This window comes from Rubellimicrobium rubrum, assembly GCF_006152115.1.
Taxonomy (GTDB): Bacteria; Pseudomonadota; Alphaproteobacteria; order Rhodobacterales; family Rhodobacteraceae; genus Rubellimicrobium; species Rubellimicrobium rubrum.
This window is the reverse complement of the sequence record NZ_VDFU01000009.1, coordinates 88,101-107,467: the sequence shown is the minus strand read 5'-3', so window position 1 is coordinate 107,467 and position 19,367 is coordinate 88,101. Positions and strand designations below refer to the sequence as shown.

At 68.0% G+C, this 19,367-nt stretch carries 16 protein-coding genes; 7 read left to right on the top strand and 9 right to left on the bottom strand.

What is annotated here, in order from left to right; genetic code table 11:
• Positions 1-28: 28 nt before the first annotated feature.
• The 6 genes from FHG66_RS10140 to chvE all read right to left on the bottom strand — a co-directional run bounded on the left by FHG66_RS10140 (position 29) and on the right by chvE (position 7,629).
• Positions 29-943, bottom strand: coding sequence for a Gfo/Idh/MocA family protein (locus FHG66_RS10140; protein ID WP_139076639.1), 915 nt, complete (start codon positions 941-943; stop codon positions 29-31).
• Entirely contained in the window at positions 943-2,685 is a 1,743-nt protein-coding gene (gene araD / locus FHG66_RS10135; protein ID WP_139076638.1) for an L-arabinonate dehydratase, read from the bottom strand. Before araD ends, FHG66_RS10140 begins: the two co-directional genes overlap by 1 nt.
• Before the next feature lie 10 nt (positions 2,686-2,695).
• A complete protein-coding gene (gene araD1, locus FHG66_RS10130; RefSeq protein ID WP_246082541.1) occupies positions 2,696-3,682 on the bottom strand; it encodes an AraD1 family protein in 987 nt (328 codons plus the stop codon).
• A 4-nt stretch (positions 3,683-3,686) separates the two neighbouring features.
• Positions 3,687-4,940: a multiple monosaccharide ABC transporter permease gene (gene mmsB, locus FHG66_RS10125; RefSeq protein WP_139076637.1), complete on the bottom strand. Its 1,254-nt coding sequence runs from the start codon at positions 4,938-4,940 to the stop codon at positions 3,687-3,689.
• On the bottom strand, positions 4,933-6,495 hold the full coding sequence (gene mmsA / locus FHG66_RS10120; RefSeq protein ID WP_139076636.1) for a multiple monosaccharide ABC transporter ATP-binding protein: 1,563 nt from the start codon (positions 6,493-6,495) through the stop codon (positions 4,933-4,935). The genes mmsB and mmsA overlap by 8 nt, the downstream gene beginning before the upstream one ends.
• A gap of 69 nt (positions 6,496-6,564) precedes the next feature.
• Positions 6,565-7,629 carry a multiple monosaccharide ABC transporter substrate-binding protein gene (gene chvE / locus FHG66_RS10115; RefSeq protein ID WP_139076635.1) on the bottom strand — a complete coding sequence of 355 codons (1,065 nt, stop codon included), beginning with the start codon at positions 7,627-7,629 and terminating at the stop codon, positions 6,565-6,567.
• A gap of 153 nt (positions 7,630-7,782) precedes the next feature.
• On the opposite strand from chvE, the gene FHG66_RS10110 reads away from it, so the two are divergent.
• Positions 7,783-8,727: a LysR family transcriptional regulator gene (locus FHG66_RS10110; RefSeq protein ID WP_139076634.1), complete on the top strand. Its 945-nt coding sequence runs from the start codon at positions 7,783-7,785 to the stop codon at positions 8,725-8,727.
• Here FHG66_RS10110 and FHG66_RS10105 read toward each other — a convergent pair.
• The 3 genes from FHG66_RS10105 to FHG66_RS10095 all read right to left on the bottom strand — a co-directional run bounded on the left by FHG66_RS10105 (position 8,724) and on the right by FHG66_RS10095 (position 11,909).
• Positions 8,724-9,950: an ABC transporter permease gene (locus FHG66_RS10105; RefSeq protein ID WP_246082545.1), complete on the bottom strand. Its 1,227-nt coding sequence runs from the start codon at positions 9,948-9,950 to the stop codon at positions 8,724-8,726. The genes FHG66_RS10110 and FHG66_RS10105 overlap by 4 nt on opposite strands.
• Positions 9,951-10,048: 98 nt before the next feature.
• On the bottom strand, positions 10,049-10,864 hold the full coding sequence (locus tag FHG66_RS10100) for a taurine ABC transporter ATP-binding protein (RefSeq protein WP_139076633.1): 816 nt from the start codon (positions 10,862-10,864) through the stop codon (positions 10,049-10,051).
• Positions 10,865-10,904: 40 nt separating this feature from the next.
• Complete coding sequence (locus tag FHG66_RS10095; RefSeq protein WP_139076632.1) at positions 10,905-11,909, bottom strand: taurine ABC transporter substrate-binding protein; 1,005 nt, start codon at positions 11,907-11,909, stop codon at positions 10,905-10,907.
• 191 nt (positions 11,910-12,100) lie between these two features.
• Here FHG66_RS10095 and FHG66_RS10090 point away from each other — a divergent pair, with 191 nt between their 5' ends.
• The 6 genes from FHG66_RS10090 to zapE all read left to right on the top strand — a co-directional run bounded on the left by FHG66_RS10090 (position 12,101) and on the right by zapE (position 19,340).
• Positions 12,101-13,489 (top strand): aminotransferase family protein, encoded by a 1,389-nt coding sequence (locus FHG66_RS10090; RefSeq protein WP_139076631.1) that lies wholly within the window; start codon positions 12,101-12,103, stop codon positions 13,487-13,489.
• Positions 13,490-13,652: 163 nt separating this feature from the next.
• The gene (xsc, locus tag FHG66_RS10085; RefSeq protein ID WP_139076630.1) at positions 13,653-15,410 is read left to right on the top strand and encodes a sulfoacetaldehyde acetyltransferase; all 1,758 of its coding nucleotides are present in this window, start codon (positions 13,653-13,655) and stop codon (positions 15,408-15,410) included.
• 2 nt (positions 15,411-15,412) lie between these two features.
• Positions 15,413-16,153: a sulfite exporter TauE/SafE family protein gene (locus tag FHG66_RS10080; RefSeq protein ID WP_139076629.1), complete on the top strand. Its 741-nt coding sequence runs from the start codon at positions 15,413-15,415 to the stop codon at positions 16,151-16,153.
• Positions 16,154-16,181: 28 nt separating this feature from the next.
• Positions 16,182-17,147 (top strand): phosphate acyltransferase, encoded by a 966-nt coding sequence (locus FHG66_RS10075; RefSeq protein ID WP_139076628.1) that lies wholly within the window; start codon positions 16,182-16,184, stop codon positions 17,145-17,147.
• The gene (locus tag FHG66_RS10070) at positions 17,144-18,199 is read left to right on the top strand and encodes an acetate/propionate family kinase (protein WP_139076627.1); all 1,056 of its coding nucleotides are present in this window, start codon (positions 17,144-17,146) and stop codon (positions 18,197-18,199) included. The genes FHG66_RS10075 and FHG66_RS10070 overlap by 4 nt, the downstream gene beginning before the upstream one ends.
• Positions 18,200-18,239: 40 nt before the next feature.
• On the top strand, positions 18,240-19,340 hold the full coding sequence (gene zapE, locus FHG66_RS10065) for a cell division protein ZapE (RefSeq protein WP_139076626.1): 1,101 nt from the start codon (positions 18,240-18,242) through the stop codon (positions 19,338-19,340).
• Positions 19,341-19,367 lie beyond the last annotated feature (27 nt).

Below are 19,367 nucleotides of genomic sequence, written 5' to 3'. Positions count from 1 at the left end.
CGCGTCCGGGGATGCGGCGGCGACCACCTCAGAAGGCGAAAGGCGCCACCACGTTGCGCCGACCCAGCGTCATGGCATCGGCGACATGCGTCAGGGGCGACAGGTCCACGTCGGAGCGTCCGTTTTCGACCAGGTCCGCCATGCGGGCATAGAGCGCCGGATATTCCTCGATCTCGGCCGCGGGCTGTTGCTGCCCGTCGATCCAAAGCTCGTTGCCGCCGAACTTCAGCACGGCCGAGCCCTCGGTGGTGTGGATCTCCATGTCCCAGGTCTGCGGCCCGGTCTGGAGCCAGTCGAGTTCCATCGTGACCCCGCGCGAGAACTCCACGCGCGCGGCGATGGGGGTTTGTCGGCCGTCCGGGAAATCAAGCTCGGCCCGGGTCACATGGACCGGCTTGGGCAGGATCTCGGTCAGGATCGAAAGGGCGTTGATGCCGGGGTCGAAGACGCCCAGACCGCCGGGCTCAAACACCCATTCCTGGCCAGGATGCCAATGACGGACATCCTCCTTCCAAGTGATCTTGCCGCCCGTGACTTCCTTGCCGGCGAGGAACGCCTTGGCCCCGGCGACGCCCTTGCCCATCCGGCTGTGCCAGGTGGCGAACAGGGTCACCCCAGCCTCCTCGGCCAGCCGCTGGAGGTCGTGCACCTCGGACAGGGTCTGCCCGGGCGGCTTTTCCAGCATGACGTGCCGCCCGGCCTTGAGCGCCTTGCGCGCATACTGGAAGCGCGGCTGCGGCGGCAGACAGAGCGAGATCACCTCGATGTCCGGCCGCTCGGACAGCAGCACGTCGAAGTCGCGGAAGGTCGGGATGCCCTCCACGCTTCCCTTCCGGCTGACGGTCGCTGCCAGTTCCCAGTCGGGTGAGGCGTCGATCGCCGGGACGTGCTGGTCCACGGCGATCTTGCCCACGCCGACGATGCAGACCTTGCGGTTCGCCATCAGTGAGAGTCCTTGCCCACGGGGGCGCCGCGGCAGCCCTTGAGGAAGTCAAGGTCGGCCCCGGTGTCCGCACCGCCCACATGCAGGTGGTGAAGCATGGCATAGCCCCCCTCCGGCGCGGTCGCCTGCGGCACCCAGTCCTGCAACCTACGCGCGATCTCCTCGGCCGGCAGGTCGAGGTGCAGGCGACGGTTGGGCACGTCCAGCTCGATCATGTCACCGTCCCGCACGATGGCCAGGGGTCCACCCGCCGCGGCTTCGGGCGAGGTGTGCAGCACCACCGTCCCATAGGCCGTCCCCGACATCCGCGCGTCCGAGATACGGACCATGTCGGTGATGCCCTTGCGCAGAACCTTGGGCGGCAGGCCCATGTTGCCGACTTCGGCCATGCCCGGATAGCCCTTGGGCCCGCAGTTCTTGAGGACCATCACGCAGGTCTCGTCGATGTCGAGAGCCTCGTCGTTGATCTTGGCCTTGTAGTCGTCGATATCCTCGAACACGACCGCCCGGCCCCGGTGCGTCATCAGCGCGGGGGTGGCCGCGGACGGCTTCAGCACCGCGCCGTTCGGGGCAAGGTTGCCCTTGACCACCACGATCCCGCCCGACTGGGTCAGCGCCCGCTCCTTGGGCAGGATCACCTCGTCGTTGTGGTTCTGGACGTCCTTGACCTGCTCCCACGCCGTTTCGCCCGAGACGGTCAGGGCGTCGTTGTGCAGGACCCCCATCTCGCCCAGCCGCTTGATGACGACCGGCAGGCCGCCCGCGTAGAAGAACTCCTCCATCAGGTACTGGCCCGAGGGCATCAGGTTCACGATGGTCGGCACATCCCGCCCGCAGCGGTCCCAATCGTCGAGCGTGAGGTCGATCCCCACCCGCCCCGCGATGGCGAGGAGGTGGATCACCGCGTTGGTTGAGCCCCCGATGGCTGCGTTGGTGCGAATCGCGTTCTCGAAGGCCTGCTTGGTCAGGATGTCCGAGGGTTTGAGGTCGTCCTTGACCATCTGAACGATCCGACGCCCCGACAGCTGCGCCATCGTCCGCCGCCGCGAGTCCACCGCCGGGATCGCCGCATTGCCCGACAAGGCCATGCCCAATGCCTCGGCCATGGAGGCCATCGTGGAGGCCGTCCCCATCGTGTTGCACGAACCTGCCGAGCGGCTCATGCCCGCCTCGGCTTCCAGGAACTCCTCCTGGGTCATCTGCCCGGCCTTCACCATCTCCGAGAACTTCCAGAGGTGCGTGCCCGAGCCCACCCGCTCGCCCCGGAAGTGGCCGTTCAGCATCGGCCCGCCCGTCACGACGATCGAGGGAATGTCGCAGGAGGCCGCGCCCATCAGCAGCGACGGCGTGGTCTTGTCGCAGCCCACCAGCAGCACGCAGCCGTCGATCGGCTGGCCCCGGATCGTTTCCTCCACGGCCATCGCCGCGAGGTTGCGGAACATCATCGCGGTAGGGCGGAAGGTCGACTCCGACACGGAGAAGACGGGCACCTCGACGGGAAAGCCGCCAGCTTCGTAGATGCCGTTCTTGACCTTCTGCGCCAGGATATCGAGGTGCGCGTTGCAGGGGTTGAGCTCGGACCAGGTGTTCAGGATCCCGATCACCGGCCGCCCGTCGAACATGTCGTGCGGGTAGCCTTGGTTCTTCATCCAGCCGCGGTGGTAGATGTTGTCACGGCTCGTGCCGCCCCACCATTCCTGCGAACGGAGCTTGCGGGGCCAGGGTGCGGGCGTGAACGCCATGGGGAAACCTCTAGAGCTGACGGACAGTGGCGACGCCCCGGTCGGCGTCGACAGCAAGCGGGTTGCGCAGCGGCAGCCCGAACGCCGGGGCCTCGATCTCGAAAACGTCGCCCGCCTCGGGCTTGATCCCATCGGCGAAGGACAACGTTGCGGTCCCGAACATGTGCACGTGCACGTCGCCCGGCTGGCAGAACAGCGGATACTTGAAGTGGTGATGCTCCAGGTTGGCGAAGCTGTGGCTCATATTGGCCTCGCCCGACAGGAACGGCTTCTCCCAGACCACCTGCCCGCCCCGCTTGATGCGGCTGGCGCCCCGGATGTCGGCAGGCAGATCGCCCACGAGGATCTCGGGCCCGAAGGACGCAGGCCGCAGCTTGGAATGCGCGAGGTAAAGGTAGTTGATCCGCTCGGTCACGTGGTCCGAGAACTCGTTGGCCAGGGCCCAGCCCACGCGGGCGGGCAGGCCATCCTCACCCACGACGTAGATGCCCGCGATCTCGGGCTCCTCTCCACCGTCGAGCGCGAAGGCCGGCGAAACAAGCGGCGCTCCGGGGGACACGACGTGAATGCCGTTGCCCTTGTAGAACCACTCGGGCTGAACGCCCGGAAGCGCCGCAGGCTTGCCGTCCTCCAGACCCATGCGGAACATCTTCATGGAGTCGGTGGCGTCGTCCGCGTTCGCCTTGGCATGCATGGCACTGCGGGTCGAGGCGCTGCCCAGATGGGTCAGGCCCGTCCCGGTCAGATGCAGGTGCGCGGGGTCCGGGTGATGGATGGGGGCCAGCAGGCGCCGCTCCTCGGCCATGGCGACCAGGTCCACGGCCTCGCCCAGGCCGTGGGCCGCAACGGTCTCGGCCAGCGACCGGCCGGAGGCCAGCGCCTCCAAGGCCAGGTCACGGACCGAGGTGGCATCCTTGACGAGCGCGGCCTCGGAGCCGTCACGCGCGACCACTCCGACCCCTCCCTCGGGCCGATGGATCTGCGACAGAAGCATCATGTCCTCACTTGTTCTTGTTGTAGACGTCGAAGATCACCGCCGCGAGGAGCACGAGCCCCTTGATGACCTGCTGGTAGTCGATGCCGATCCCCAGGATCGACATGCCGTTATTCATCACGCCCATGATGAAGGCACCGATGATGGCCCCCACGATGCGGCCCGAGCCGCCGGTGGAGGATGCGCCCCCGATGAACACGGCGGCGATCACGTCGAGTTCGAAGCCGGTCCCCGCCTTGGGCGTGGCCGAGTTCAGGCGCGCCGTCACGATCATCCCGGCCAAGCCGGCCAGCACGCCCATGTTGACGAAGGTGAAGAAGGTCAGCCGGTCCGCATTGATCCCCGACAGCCGCGCGGCCTTGAGGTTCCCGCCGATGGCATAGATGCGGCGGCCCAGCGTCGTGGACTCCGCGAGGAAGGCGTAAAGGATCGTCAGCACCGCCATGGACACGGCGACGTTCGGGATGCCGCGGAACCCCGCGAGCTTCCAGCCGACAAAGACCAGGGCCGCCGCCATGATGATGTTGCGGATCCAGAAGATTCCTGACGGCTCGGCGTCCATGCCATGGGCGATGTTGCGGGCCCGCGACCGAATCCCCAGGATCAGGATGGCCAGCGCCGCAACGACGGCGACGACCAGCGCCAGGTAGTTCGGACGATCCGGTCCGAAGATGTCGGGCACGAAGCCGGTGGACAGGGCCTGGAATGCAGGCGGGAAGGGCCCGATGTTCTGTCCGCCCAGCAGCCAGAGCGTCAGGCCGCGGAACACCAGCATCCCCGCCAGGGTCACGATGAAGGACGGAATGCGCCAGTAGGCGATCCAGTAGCCCTGGGCCGCACCGATCAGGCCGCCGACCACGAGGCTGGCCGGGATCACGGCATAGATGGGCCAGTCCATGTTGACGGTCAGCACCGCCGAGACTGCCCCGGTAAAGGCCGCGACCGATCCCACGCTCAGGTCGATGTGCCCCGCCACGATGACGAGCAGCATCCCCAGCGCCATGATGATGACGTAGCTGTTCTGCAGGAACAGGTTGGTGATGTTCTGCGGATTGAGGAAGTCGACCCCGATCTGCACCCGCACCAGAACCACGAAGAAGGTCACGATGGCGAGAAGTGCCAGAAGCATCCCGTATTCGCGCAGGTTGTCCTTGAGGTAGGCAGCCCCGCTCCGGCCGTTGGCGCTCAGCCCCTCGCCCTCGCGGAGGCCGCCGACCCCGCGCTCTCCCGGCCCTAGCCGGGCGTTGTCCACGTCAGCCATGCGCGGCCTCCATCTCGCTATGTTCCAGCACCTCGTGCTCGCGCACGATGAGCGACATGATTTTTTCCTGGCTCGCCTCGGCGGCCGTCAGTTCCCCTACGAAGGCGCCTTCGGCCATGACGTAGATGCGGTCGCACATGCCCAGAAGCTCGGGCATTTCGGAGGAGATCATCACGACCCCCCTCCCCTCGTCGGCGAGCTTGTTCATGATGCCGTAGATCTCGAACTTGGCCCCCACGTCGATGCCGCGCGTGGGCTCATCGAGGATGAGAACTTGGGGCTCGGTGAAGAGCAGCTTGGACAGCAGCACCTTCTGCTGGTTGCCCCCCGACAGGTTCATCACCTTTTGGAAGACGTTCGGCGTGCGGATGTTCATCGCCGCCTTGTAGCGCGTGGCAACCTTCTGCTCGGTCGCGTCGTTGAGAACGCCGCCCTTCGACACGCCGGCCAGATTGGCCAGGCTGATGTTGGTGACGATGGGCTCCTCGAGGATGAGACCCAGGGCCTTGCGGTCCTCGGTCACATAGGCAAGCCCCGCCTCGATGGCCTTGGGCACGGTCGAGACATCCGCCTCCTGCCCGCCAAGACGGACCCGGCCCCGGATGTCCTTGCCCCAGCTCCGGCCAAAGAGCGACATGGCGAACTCGGTCCGCCCCGATCCCATGAGCCCGGCGATGCCGACGATCTCGCCCTTGCGGACGTTGAAGCCGATGTTGCGGATGAAGTCGCGGTCCATGTGCTCGGGGTGCTTGGCGGACCAACCGGACACCTCCATGAGCACCTCGCGCGGGTTGCGGACCCGCTCGGGATAGCGGTGCGCCAAGTCGCGGCCCACCATGTCGCGGATGATCCGCTCCTCGGAGACTTGCCCTGCATGGGCGTCGAGGGTGGACACGGTCGAGCCGTCGCGGATCACCGTCACCCGGTCCGCCACACGCCGCACCTCGTTGAGCTTGTGCGAGATGATGATGGAGGTGACGCCCTGCGCCTTGAGCTCCAAGAGGAGGTTCAGAAGCTTCTGGCTGTCGTTCTCCTGAAGCGCCGCCGTGGGCTCGTCGAGGATCAGAAGGCGCACGTTCTTGGACAGCGCCTTGGCGATCTCCACGAGCTGCTGCTTACCCACGCCCAGGTCGCCCACGGGTTTGGTGGGGGCTTCGGTCAGGCCGACCTTGGCCAGCAGCGCCTCGGTCCGGCGGTAGGTCTCGCGCCAGTCGATGACGCCCCCCTTGGCCCGCTCGTTCCCCAGGAAGATGTTCTCGGCGATGCTGAGGAGCGGCACCAGGGCCAGCTCCTGGTGGATGATGACGATGCCCGCGGCTTCGCTGTCGTGGATGCCGCGGAAGCGCGCCTCCTGTCCGGCGAACAGGATCGTCCCTTCGTAGGACCCGTGGGGATAGACGCCCGACAACACCTTCATCAGCGTGGACTTGCCCGCGCCGTTCTCGCCGCAGATGGCGTGGATCTCGCCTTCGCGGACCTGGACCGTCACGTTGTCGAGGGCGCGCACGCCCGGAAATGTCTTGGAGATGCCCTGCATCTCGAGGAGGACGGTCATGGCTCGCGTCCTTTCGCGAAAGAGAATGGGGGCGCCCGCGGACCCGCAGGCGCCCCCGGATGGTTCAGATCACTGCAGGTCTTCGGCCGCGTAGTAGCCCGAGCCCACGAGGGTTTCCTCGTAGTTCGAAGCGTCCACCGGCACCGGGACCAGAAGGTAAGACGGCACGACCTTGACGCCGTTGTCGTAGGTCTCCGTGTCGTTGATCTCGGGCTCGCCGCCTTGCAGGACGGCGTCCACCATGCCCACGGTCACGCGAGCGAGTTCGCGGGTGTCCTTGAACACGGTCGAGTTCTGCTCGCCCGCGATGATGGATTTGACCGAGGGAACCTCGGCGTCCTGGCCGGTGACGCAGGGCATCGCCATGTCGCCCGAGCCGTAGCCCACGCCCTTGACCGACGACAGGATGCCGATCGACAACCCGTCATAGGGGGACAGCACGCCATGCAGCGACTTGTCGCCATAGTTGGCGGACAGGAGGTTGTCCATGCGAGACTGCGCGGTGGCGGGATCCCAGCGCAGGGTGCCGACCACGTCCATGCCCATCTGGCCCGACGGAACGACGACATCGCCGGCGTCGATCATCGGCTGGAGGACCGACATGGCGCCGTCATAGAAGAAGAAGGCGTTGTTGTCGTCCGGAGAGCCGCCGAACAGCTCGACGTTCCAGGGCTTCTGGTCCGCGAAGCGGTCGTTGAGGCAGGCCACGAGGCTGTTGGCCTGCAGCACGCCCACCTGGAAGTTGTCGAAGGTGGCGTAGTAGCTCACGTTCGCGCTGTCGCGGATCAGGCGGTCGTAGGCGATGACCGGGATCTCGGCGGCGGCGGCGTTTTCCAGAGCCGACGACAGGGTAGTCCCGTCGATGGCCGCGACCACAAGGGCATCGACGCCCTGCGAGATCATGTTCTCGATCTGCGACAGCTGCGTCGGGATGTCGTCTTCGGCGTACTGAAGAACGGTGTCGTAGCCAGCCGCCTCGAACTGCTCCACCATGGAGTTGCCGTCCGAGATCCAGCGGGCTGAGGATTGGGTCGGCATCGCGATGCCGATGGTGCCCTTGTCCTGGGCAAAGACGGGGGCAGCGAACCCCACGGCAAGGGTAGCGGCGGCAAGAGCCGCGGAGACGATCTTCATTGGTTCCCTCCCAGTGCGCCGCGCCCCATCGCGCGAACGCAGCGAAACGCCTTGGGTCCTTCGTCGGGGGCCCTGGCTGCCGGGCACCATGGCGAGGCTTGCCCGGCAGGTCAAAGCGCAATATTGCGACACCACATGACAAAACTGGTATGAATGCAAACGACTGTTAATGCTAACGGATCTTTGTTCCGTCGTGGCCTCAAGCTTGCCCATCTCAGGCTGATGGCAGCGTTGGGAGAGACTTGCGCCATCGGCGTGGCGGCCGCCCGCGTCGGCATCACCCAGCCCGCGGCCTCGCGCCTCCTGGGGGAGATCGAGGAGATCATCGGCCGGCCCGCACACACCAGAGCGGGCCGCGGCATCGTCCTGACCCCCGAGGGCGACATCTTGGCGCGCCGGGCGGTCCGCGCCTTGGCCGAACTGGGGGCCGCGGAACGCGAGATGTCCGAGATGGGGCGCGGCCTGTCCGGCCATGTGCGCCTAGGGGCGGTGACCGGTCCCGCGCTGGACCGAGTGCTGCCGGCCCTTCGGGCGGCGCGGGTCGCCCTACCCAACGTGACCGCCGACGTCGTCGTGGCGCCGTCGGACCCCCTGGGCGACCTCCTTCTGGCGGGTCGTCTGGATTTTGCCCTGGCCCGCCTGCCCGAAGGCCGCGAGCCTACCCTGTTCGACCTGACTGCTATGGGCGAGGAGCCGGTGAGCCTGGTGGTGCGGCCCGGCCATGCGCTCGCCCGCAGGGCGGTGATCACGCCCGAGGACCTGCTCGCCTACGACTGGGTCCTGCCCGAGCCGGGAACACTCCTGCGCCGCACGGTTCTGGAGCGTCTGGCCGCCCTGGGCCTGCCCCCGCCTCCGGGACGGCTCTCGACCTCATCCTTTCTGCTGACCTTGGCCATGCTGCGCGAGTCCAACGCCATCGCCCCGCTTGCAGATGCAGTGTCGCGGCGCTTCGCCTCGGGGCCCGAAGGGGGGCTCGTGGTGCTGCCCATCGACCTAGGGTTCGTGGTGCCGGCCTATGGATTGATGACCCTGCGAGGCGCGCGCCTCACGCCCGCGGCGGAGCGGCTGCGCGACCTCGTCCAGGCGCAGACGGGCTAGGCCCTTCCCTTCCAGGGCACCAGCACCCGTTCGCCCCAGCGCATGAACAGGTCGATCACGAAGCCGATCACCCCGATCAGCACGATCCCCAGGATGACGATGTCGGTCTGCTGAAACTTGGACGCGGCCATGATCATCATCCCCGCCCCCTGGTTCGCCGCGACCAGCTCGGCCGCGACCACGGTGCCCCAGCAGACGCCCATGGCGACCCGCGCCCCGGTGAAGATGTCGGGCAGGGAGTTCGGCACGATCACGTGCCGCAGTACCTGCGCCTTGGAAGCGCCCAGGCTGTAGGCCGCATGGACCTTGCTGAGCCGCACCCCCGACACGCCCGACCGCGCCGCAATGGCCATGATCCACAGCGAGGCCAGGAACAGCAGCACGATCTTTCCGGTCTCACCGATGCCGGCCCAGATGATGACCAGCGGGATCAGCGCCAACGGAGGCACCGGCCGCATGAACTCCACGATCGGGTCGAACCAGCCCCGGAACCACCCGGACAGGCCCATGGCATAGCCCAGCGGCACGCCGACCAGAGCCCCGAGCAGGAAGCCGGTGACAACGCGGAACAGCGAATAGCCCAGATGCTCCCAAAGCGACGCGTCGCGGTAGCCGCCCCGCGCGATCTCGGACAGTCTCTGGACGACCGCCTCGGGCGGTGGCAGCCACAGGGGCTCCATGCGCCAGCCCGGGTCGGGCGCGACATTGAGCGTGCCGCGCGCCGTCAGGTTCACCTTGCCCCAGTCCAGGACGAGCCCCGGCCCGCCCGGCTCAAGCGCCGTGCCGTTGACAGCCACGACCCGCGCGCCGTCGTCGCCGGTCACCTCGTCGTTGTCCTGTGCCTGCACAAGGACCGCGCGGGCGGCCTGCACCAGCGCCGCATCGTCCTTGGCCCAGCCCTCACCGGGCGAGATCGCGGGCGCGTCCGGCTCCTCGCCACCCGCATGGACCACCACAGTCACCTGCGCCTCGTCGCGGGTTCCGTCCGGGGCCTCGGCTTCATAGGTGAAGCCGCCCCTTCCCAGGAACGGTCCCGGCGCGCGAAGCCAGGACGGCACCAGGGCAGAGCCGGTGAACGCCGCCCACAGCAAAAAAATTGCCGCGATCGACAGGACTGACGCCACCCCGCTCGAGCGCACCGCGCCGGCATCGCCAAAGGCCACCGTGCGCCGCATCGCGTCGCGCGTCCGGCGCCCGAGCAGCCGCTGGAGCCCACGCCACAGCCCGAGCAGCAGCAGGATCAGCCCCACATAGGCGGCTATCCAGGGCAGCGCCTTGGCGGCCGCCCCAAGGACGCCCCCGACCTCGCTCCACAAGCCGCTCACGCCGGAACAGCCCCGGCGGGCGCGCGTCCCATGATCTCTTCCTCCATGTCCCAGATCATGGACAGGATCTCCTCGCGCCGATCGGCAAAGGCCGGATCGCGCTTGACGGCCCGAAGATCCTGCGCCGCGCCCGCTTCGGCAAAGGGCAGCCGGTAGTCGCGATGGACCCGCCCCGGCCTCGGAGCCATGACGACGAGCCTCGCCCCCAGGAGCAGTGCTTCCTCGACCGAATGGGTGATCAGCACGATCGTCTTGCCGGTCTCGCGCCAGAGCTTCAGAACCAGACTCTGCATCTTCTCGCGGGTCAGGGCATCAAGGGCGCCCAGCGGCTCGTCCATCAGGATCACCTCCGGGTCGTTGGCCAGGCACCGGGCCAGAGCCACGCGCTGCTGCATGCCCCCCGACAATTCGTACACCGCTTTCTCGCCAAAGCCGCCAAGCCCGACGGTCTCCAGCAGGTGGTCCACCACCTCGGCCCGTTCGCGGCGCGCCATCCCCTTCATGCGGGGACCGAAGCCCACGTTGTCGCGCACGCTCATCCATTCGAACAGCGCGCCTTGCTGGAAGACCATGCCCCGCTCTGGCCCCGGCCCGTGGACCTCGTGCCCATCCAGCGTGACACGACCCGCGCTGGGCGCCAGGAACCCCGCCACGATGTTGAGGAGGGTGGTCTTTCCGCAGCCCGAGGGGCCCAGGACGGACAGCAGCTCACCCCGATCCAGAGACAGGTTGATGTCGCGCAGGGCTTCCACGGTCCCGCCCCCGGGGGGACGGAACCGCATGGAAAGATCCTTGATGACCAGATGGCTCATGGGCGGGGAACGGCCTGACGGGCGCGGCCCGGCCTTGGCCTCACTGGGCGACCGCCGCGGTCAGCGGGCCGGGCTCGACAGTGTCGGCATAGCTGTCCAGCGCCGCCGGGATGTTCCCCGCGGCCACGAAGACGCCCGCCACGCCCGTCATGTAGTCCTGGATGCCGCCGCCCAGCCACTTCGCCGTCAGTTGCTCGTCCGAGCCCGGGAACACGAAGGAGGCCAGCGTCTCGCGGGTCGCGGTTTCGTCCATGCCGGACTCCTGCGCGATCACCGGGATCATCGCCTCGGCCTCGGCCCCGCCCGCGTTCCAGCGGTCGTTCATCTCGTGGGTGACGGCCAGGAAGCTCTCCACAAGGTCCGGGTTCTCCTGCACGAAGCTGCGCGGCGCGGAGGTCACGTCGAAGACCAGAATGCCAAGCTCCTCCTTCTCGGTGCCGGTGAGCAGGACGTTCCCGGTTTCCATCGCCGTCCGCAGATGCCCGCCCCAGCCGCAGAACACGTCGATGGCCCCCTGCGCAAAGGCTGCAGCCCCGTCCGCCGGCGCCATGTCCACCACCTCGAGCGAGGCCACGTCGACCCCGAAATGCTCCATCTGCCGCAGGAAACCGTAATAAGGCGCGGTGCCCAGCGGCACGCCCACGCGCTTGCCCGGCAGTTCGGCCCCGGCGTTGGCCTTGTCGATCTCCAGCGCCTGCTGAACGACGCAGTTGTCGTTGTCGGAATAGGAGACCGCGATGTCCAGCGCCACAAGGTCCTGGCCCGCCGAAGTGGCCACGACAAAGGGCGGCACGCCCTGGCTGACCGAGATGTCCACGTCGCCCGAAGCCATCGCCGCCGACATCGCCGTCCCGGTGTCGAAGGTCACCCATTCGACCGGTACGCCCAGCCGCTCCTCGTACAGGCCCTGCGCCTTGGCGAATTGGAACGGCATCGGCCATTCCAGAAAATATCCCACAGTGATCCCGTCCTCCTGCGCCGCCGCCGGCCCCGCCAGCACCGCGGCGCCAAGAAGCAGCCCAGTCAGCGTCGATCCCTTCGTCATTCCCGTCTCCCTGCGTTGGGCCTGTCAGCCGGGCGGAGATCAGCACGGTTTCCCCTGGGTCGAAAAGCCCCTTTCGCGAAAAAAGACGACAAACCCGCTCGTGATACTAGAGGCAAGCCACCCCGGGGTTGAAGGCCGCCTGCCGCGCAGGCAGGATGCCCGGGATCACGCCATTTCCCAGAGGCCGCCCGATGGACACGCTCTACGACCGCAGCAACGACCCCCGCGCCGTCATCGAGGCCGACCGGGCCCATGTCTGGCACCACCTGATCCAGCACAAGCCCTTCGAGACGGTGGACCCCCGCATCATCGTCGAAGGCCGCGGCCTGCGCGTCTGGGACATCAAGGGCAAGGAGCATGTGGACGCCGTGTCCGGGGGCGTCTGGACGGTGAACGTGGGCTATGGGCGCGAACGCATCGCCAACGCCGTGCGCGACCAGATCATGAAGATGTGCTTCTTCGCCGGCGCCTCGGGCACTATCCCCGGCGCGCTGTTCGCGGAGCGCCTGATCGAAAAGATGCCGGGCCTGAGCCGCGTTTATTACGCGAACAGCGGCTCAGAGGCCAACGAGAAGGCCTGGAAGATGATCCGCCAGATCGCCCACAAGCATCACGGCGGCAAGAAGTACAAGATCCTCTACCGCGACCGCGACTACCACGGCACAACGCTCGCCGCCCTGTCCGCCGGCGGCCAGCAGGAGCGGAACGCCCAGTACGGGCCCTTCGCCCCGGGCTTCGTGCAGGTGCCCCATTGCCTCGAATACCGCGCCGGGGATCTCGCGGGCGAAGGCTACGGCGAACGCGCCGCCGCCCAGATCGAGGAGGTGATCCTCCGCGAAGGCCCCGACACCATCGGCTGCCTCTGCCTCGAACCCATCACGGCGGGTGGCGGCATCATCGTCCCGCCCAAGGGCTACTGGGAACGCGTGCAGGAGTTGTGCCGCAAGTACGACATCCTCCTCCACATCGACGAGGTCGTCTGCGGCTTTGGCCGCACCGGCACCTGGTTCGGCTACCAGCAGTTCGGCATCCAGCCCGACATCGTGACCATGGCCAAGGGCGTGGCCTCGGGCTATGCCGCCATCTCCTGCTGCGTCACGACCGAGAGTGTGTTCGAGATGTTCAAGGACGACACGGACAAGCTCGGCTACTTCCGCGACATCTCGACTTTCGGCGGCTGCACGGCGGGCCCGGCGGCAGCGCTGGAGGTTTTGTCGATCACCGAGGAAGAGGATCTTCTCGGCAACTCCGCCCGCATGGGCGACTACCTGTCGGGCAAGCTGCACGAGCTGATGGACAAGCACGCCGTCATTGGCGAGGTGCGCGGCATGGGCCTGTTCCAGGGGGCCGAGCTGGTGGCCGACCGCGCCACGCGCGAGCCCTTGGAGGAGAAGAAGGTCCAGGCCATCGTCGTCGACTGCATGGCCCAAGGCGTCATCATCGGCGCGTCCAACCGCTCCATGCCGGGGTTCAACAACACCCTGCTCTTCGCGCCCGCGCTGATCGCGACGCCGGACGATCTGGATCAGGTGGTGGCTGCGGTGGACGCGGCGATCACGAAGGTGGTGGGATCGGCCTGACCTGGGGAGAGGGCAGGCTGCCCCCGGCATAGCCAAGACATCTGTCAGCCGGTCCATGCGGGTCGGCTGACGGTCCCGGAAGGGAAAGGCGTCCGGCGCGCTCCCTCTGGCAACGGGCCGGACGGCTCGTCTATGGTCCCGTGCAACGATCCAAGGGACCCCCATGCGCCTCACCACCGAAGAAGCCTTCGTCAAGACCCTCCAGGCCCACGGCATCCGCGAAGCCTTCGGGATCATCGGCTCGGCCTTCATGCCTATCTCGGATTTGTTCCCGCGCGCCGGCATCCGCTTCTGGGACTGCGCGCACGAAGGATCGGGCGGGATGATGGCCGACGGCTACACCCGCGCCTCGGGCCGGATGAGCTTGATGATCGCCCAGAACGGCCCCGGCATCACCAACCTCGTGACCGCCGTGAAGACCGCCTACTGGAACCACACGCCGCTCCTCGTGGTGACGCCGCAGGCCGCGAACCGCACCATCGGCCAGGGCGGTTTCCAGGAGGTGGAGCAGATGGCTCTCTTCCGCGACATGGTCGCCTACCAGGAGGAGGTCCGCGACCCCGCCCGGATCGCCGAGGTGCTGGCCCGAGTCATCCAGAACGCCAGGCGCCACTCCGCCCCCGCCCAGATCAACATCCCCCGCGACTTCTGGAGCCGCGAGATCGACGTGACCCTGCCGCCGATCCTTGACTTCGAGCGGCCTTCGGGCGGCGCGCAGGCCCTCGACGAAGCCGCCAGCCTCCTCGCCTCCGCAAAGCGCCCCGTGATCCTGAACGGCGCGGGCGTGGTGCTGTCGAACGCCATTCCCGCCACCGCACGGCTCGCGGAACGTCTCTCGGCGCCGGTCTGCGTCGGCTACCAGCACAACGACGCCTTCCCCGGCTCGCACCCCCTCTTCGCGGGCCCGCTCGGCTACAACGGCTCCAAGGCCGCCATGGAGTTGATCGCCGAGGCCGACGTCGTCCTCGCCCTCGGCACCCGCCTCAATCCCTTCTCGACGCTGCCCGGCTACGGCATCGACTACTGGCCCAAGAACGCGGCCATCATCCAGGTGGACATGAACCCGTCCCGCATCGGCCTGACCAAGCAGGTCAGCGTGGGCATCGTCGGCGACGCGGGTCTCGTCGCCGAGGGCCTGTTGCAGCGCCTGCCGGAGCGGGAGCCCGACCGCGACCGCTTGGGGCGCATTGCGCAGGTCAAGTCCGCCTGGGCCCAGCAGCTTGCCTCCATGGACCACGAGGACGACGACCCCGGCACCAGCTGGAACGCCCGCGCCCGTGCGGCCAAGCCCGACTGGATGAGCCCCCGCATGGCGTGGCGCGCGATTCAGGCCGCGCTCCCGCGCGAGGCCATCATTTCCTCCGACATTGGCAACAACTGCGCCATCGGCAACGCCTACCCGAGCTTCGAGGAAGGTCGGAAGTACCTCGCCCCCGGCCTCTTCGGCCCCTGCGGCTACGGCCTTCCCGCTATCGTCGGCGCCAAGATCGGGCGGCCCGACGTGCCCGTCGTGGGCTTCGCGGGCGACGGCGCCTTCGGCATCGCGGTCAACGAACTGACCGCCATCGGCCGCCCCGAATGGCCCGCCATCACCATGGTCGTCTTTCGCAACTACCAGTGGGGGGCGGAAAAGCGGAACTCCACCCTCTGGTACGACGACAACTTCGTCGGCACGGAGCTGAGCGACCGCGTGTCCTACGCCGGCATCGCCCAAGCCTGCGGCCTCCAAGGCGTGGTGGCCCGGACCATGGATGAGTTGACAGAGGTCCTTCGCACCGCCATCCGCGACCAGATGGAGCACGGCCGGACTACCCTGATCGAAGCCCTCATCAACCAGGAACTGGGCGAACCCTTCCGCCGCGACGCGATGAAGAAGCCTGTCGCTATTGCAGGGATCGATGCCGCCGACATGGCGGTCTGAGAATGCTACCCGACCTCGGGCCCATCGGCTGGGGCTGGCTCGCGCTGGTAGTCTTTGGCGCGGCCGTCGTGCGCGGCTATTCGGGCTTTGGCTTCTCGGCCCTGGTGATTTCGGGCGCAGCCCTCGCCATGGACCCGGTGTCTTTGGTGCCGGCGGTTCTGCTTTGCGACCTCGTGCTGACGGCCCCGCAATGGGCCAGCATCCGCGGCTCCATCGATGTGCGCCGCGTCGGCCTGTTGTTCGCGGGTTGCCTGGTGGGGGTGCCGCTGGGGGTGCGCGCGGTCGCGGCCATGGGGCCGGATCTGGCCCGCGCGGTTGTGGCGGGCTGGGTGCTTCTCATGGGGGCGGTGATGCTGCGCGGCTGGCGGCTCGACCGGCCGGCCGGGACGGCGCCGCACCTGGGGGTGGGCCTGGTGTCCGGCCTTGCGAACGGCGCGGCGGTGGGCGGGCTGCCGGTGGCCGCCTTCTTTGCCGCCCAGCCGATCCCGGCGGCCGCCTTCCGCGCCACGCTGGTCGCCTACTTCGCGCTTCTCGACCTTTACACCTTTCCGGTGATGGCTTGGCAGGGCCTGATCGATCGCTCCACCTTTGCGCTGACGGCGCTGGGACTACCGCTCATGCTCCTGGGACTGCATCTCGGCTCCCGCCGCTTTCTGGCCGCCCCGCCCGAGGAGTTCCGCCGCTTCGCTATCCTGACGCTCATGGGCCTGGCGACGCTTGGCCTGCTCCGCGCCGCGCTCTAGCTCTGGCCCGACCCGCCGGGAGACTTCCATGTCGCTGATCGACGACCATCCCTTTCTGTCCAACAGGACGCCCCATGCGCCCGACACCCTCCTTAGGCAGGCACGGGGTGCGCCGCCTCCGCGCGTGGCCCTTGTCAACGCCGGAGCGCCTACGCCGCTCGAAGGACTGCGCGAAGCATGCGAGGCGGGCTTGGCCGAGCCGATCCTTTTGGGCGAGCCGATCAAGATCCACGCCGCCGCCGAGACGATCGGCTGGGACATCAGACCGTTCCGCCTGATTGCCGCGCCCGGTGACAGCGCCGCGCCTCGCGCCGCCGCCCTTGCGGTCGCGGGCGAGACCGACGCGATCATGAAGGGACAGATCCACACCTCGACCTTTCTCAAGGGCCTTTTGCCATCCTCGATGGGGCTGCGGGACAAGGGCGCGACTTGCGGCCATGTCTTCCATATCACCATGCCGGACTCCGACAGGCCGCTGTTCCTGACGGATGCCGCTCTCAACGTCAGGCCGGACCTCGCGACCCGGCAGGCCTGCCTTGCGCACGCCGTCAGGCTCGCGGGGCTCGTGGGGGTGGAACGGCCCCGTGCCGGCATCCTGGCCCCGTCCGAGGATGTGACCCCGACCATCGCCTGCACGGGAGAGGCCGCCGCAATCGCCGCCTGGGCCAAGGGCGCTCTGAAACAGGCCGTGGTCGAAGGGCCGCTCGCGCTCGACCTGATCCTGTCGCGCCGGGCCGCAGCCATCAAAGGCGTGGAGTCCCAGGTCGCGGGCCGCGCCGACATCATCCTCGTCCCCGAGATCAACGCCGGCAACGCGCTCTTCAAGCTGATGTCGCTGGGCATGGCAGCCTGCGCGGCGGGCGTGGTGATGGGCGCACGTGTGCCCATCCTTCTCACCTCGCGCGGGCAGGGCGCCCCCGACCGCATCGCCTCGGCCGCCTTGGGGGCCATCCTCGCCGCGGATGCACGGTCCAGACGCGCGGTCGCCGCATGATCCTGGTCGTCAACGCCGGATCCTCCTCGGTCAAGGTCGCGCTGTTCGACGACGACCTGCAGGAGGTGCTCAAGGGAGCCGTCACCGAGATCGGAGCCGTGGGCGAACTCACCCTCGGGTCCTTCCGCCAGCCCGTGCGCGCCTCGGACCATGCCGCCGCCTTGGGCATCCTCCTCGCCGTGCTGCGAGGAGAGGACCACCCGCCCGAAAGCTTTCGCGCAGCCGCCCATCGCGTGGTGCACGGTGGCGCGCGGCTCACCGCCGCGACTCGCCTGACGCCCGATGTCATGGCTGACATCGAAGCCTGCGTCCCCCTGGCGCCGCTGCACAATCCCGGGAACCTCGCGGGCATTCGGGCGCTGGAACGGCTCGTTCCGGACCTGCCGCAGTTCGCCAGCTTCGATACCGCGTTCCACGCCACGAACCCCGAGGTGGCAACGGCCTATGCCATCCCGCGCGAATTGCGCGACCGGGGCATTCGCCGTTACGGCTTTCACGGGATCAGCTACCAAAGCCTAGTCGAACGGCTCGACCCCCTGCCCCCTCGTCTCCTCGCGCTCCACCTGGGCAATGGTGCCTCCCTTTGTGCGATCCTTGATGGGCGGTCGGTTGCGACCTCCATGGGATATTCCCCCCTCGATGGCCTCGTCATGGGCACGCGGTCGGGCAGCATCGACGGCATGGCGGTGCTGGAAATTGCGCAGCTGCACGGGGTGGAGGAGGCCGCCCGACTGCTCAACCGGAACAGCGGCCTTGCCGCTCTGACGGGGACCTCGGACATGGCGGCCATCCTGGCCCGCGACGACGCGGAGGCGCATTTTGCCGTGGACCTGTTCTGCCATTGGGCCATCCGCCACGCAGGATCGGCCATCGCCGCGATGGGCGGCCTCGATGCGCTGGCCTTCACCGGCGGGATCGGTGAGAACTCGGCTCTCGTCCGGGACAGGATCACCGAAGGGCTCGCCTGGGCGGGCCGGGTTCCCGTGCATGTCCTTCGAGCCGAGGAGGAGCGTCGGATCGCGGCCGATGCCCTCGCGCTCCTGCGGGGCTGAGTCTTCCCTTCCCCAGTCCCAGGCAGTAGGCCCCCCGGCCATGGATGTCGCCAGCCTTTACGACAGCCGCGCCCGCGAGGGACGGCTCAAGCCCGACAGCGCCCAGCGGGCGCTCTTGCCCTATCTCGACCGACTGCAGGCCGAGATCGAGGATCCTCCGCGCCGGGGCCTGTTCCGCAAGCCCCAGCCGGTGCGCGGTCTTTACCTTTGGGGCGGGGTCGGCCGGGGCAAGTCCATGCTGATGGACCTCTTCCTCGATGCGCTGGGCAGTAAGGTTCCAACCCGCCGCCAGCATTTCCACGCCTTCATGCAATGGGTGCAGGCCGCGCTGGCCCGCGTCCGTGCAACCGGGGCCGAGGACGCCATCCTTCCCGTGGCCGATGAGATCGCGGTCGAGGCGCGGCTGCTCGCCTTGGACGAGATGCAGGTCACCGACATCGCTGACGCGATGATCCTGGGCCGGCTGTTCCAGCGCCTCTGGTCCCAGGGGGTGACGCTGCTCACCACATCGAACCGGCCGCCCTCGGACCTTTACAAGGACGGCCTGAACCGCGCGCTGTTCTTGCCCTTCATCACCATGATCGAGCAGAACTGCGAGGTGGTGGAACTCGCCTCGCCCACCGATCACCGCCAGGGCCGCTTGGTCGGTTCGCAGCGCTACTTCTGCCCCGTGAACGCCGAGACGCGCGCCGCCATGAACGCCCTTTGGGCCGACCTGGCCCATGGTCAGGCCAAGCCCGCCACGCTCCGCGTCTATGGCCGCGACGTGGAGATCCCCGCCTTCCACAACGGATCGGCGCGCGCGAGCTTCTACGATCTCTGCGGCCGCCCCTTGGGGCCCGCCGATTATCTCGCCCTGGCCGGGACAGTCCGCGTGCTGCTCATCGACGAGATCCCACGCCTGTCCTCCGAGAATTTCAATCAGGCCCGCCGGTTCGTAACCCTCATCGACGCGCTCTACGAGGCGCGGGTGACGCTGTTCGCCTCTGCCGCGGCTTCACCGGACAGGCTGTACGTCGAAGGCGAGGGCAGCTTCGAGTTCGCCCGCACCGCAAGCCGCCTCATGGAGATGCAGGCAGCCGACTGGGGCCGCGTGACCGAAGGTCAGGGGGTGGCGGAGCCCTCGGCCACCAAGCTATAACCGGTCCGCCAACCCAAGGAGCCCATT

Coding starts and splice junctions, on each gene's coding strand:
- FHG66_RS10140 (WP_139076639.1), bottom strand. CDS start 943: ATGGCGAACCGCAAGGTCTGCATCGTCGGCGTGGGCAAGATCGCCGTG.
- araD (WP_139076638.1), bottom strand. CDS start 2,685: ATGGCGTTCACGCCCGCACCCTGGCCCCGCAAGCTCCGTTCGCAGGAA.
- araD1 (WP_246082541.1), bottom strand. CDS start 3,682: ATGATGCTTCTGTCGCAGATCCATCGGCCCGAGGGAGGGGTCGGAGTG.
- mmsB (WP_139076637.1), bottom strand. CDS start 4,940: ATGGCTGACGTGGACAACGCCCGGCTAGGGCCGGGAGAGCGCGGGGTC.
- mmsA (WP_139076636.1), bottom strand. CDS start 6,495: ATGACCGTCCTCCTCGAGATGCAGGGCATCTCCAAGACATTTCCGGGC.
- chvE (WP_139076635.1), bottom strand. CDS start 7,629: ATGAAGATCGTCTCCGCGGCTCTTGCCGCCGCTACCCTTGCCGTGGGG.
- FHG66_RS10110 (WP_139076634.1), top strand. CDS start 7,783: ATGCAAACGACTGTTAATGCTAACGGATCTTTGTTCCGTCGTGGCCTC.
- FHG66_RS10100 (WP_139076633.1), bottom strand. CDS start 10,864: ATGAGCCATCTGGTCATCAAGGATCTTTCCATGCGGTTCCGTCCCCCC.
- FHG66_RS10095 (WP_139076632.1), bottom strand. CDS start 11,909: ATGACGAAGGGATCGACGCTGACTGGGCTGCTTCTTGGCGCCGCGGTG.
- FHG66_RS10090 (WP_139076631.1), top strand. CDS start 12,101: ATGGACACGCTCTACGACCGCAGCAACGACCCCCGCGCCGTCATCGAG.
- xsc (WP_139076630.1), top strand. CDS start 13,653: ATGCGCCTCACCACCGAAGAAGCCTTCGTCAAGACCCTCCAGGCCCAC.
- FHG66_RS10080 (WP_139076629.1), top strand. CDS start 15,413: ATGCTACCCGACCTCGGGCCCATCGGCTGGGGCTGGCTCGCGCTGGTA.
- FHG66_RS10075 (WP_139076628.1), top strand. CDS start 16,182: ATGTCGCTGATCGACGACCATCCCTTTCTGTCCAACAGGACGCCCCAT.
- FHG66_RS10070 (WP_139076627.1), top strand. CDS start 17,144: ATGATCCTGGTCGTCAACGCCGGATCCTCCTCGGTCAAGGTCGCGCTG.
- zapE (WP_139076626.1), top strand. CDS start 18,240: ATGGATGTCGCCAGCCTTTACGACAGCCGCGCCCGCGAGGGACGGCTC.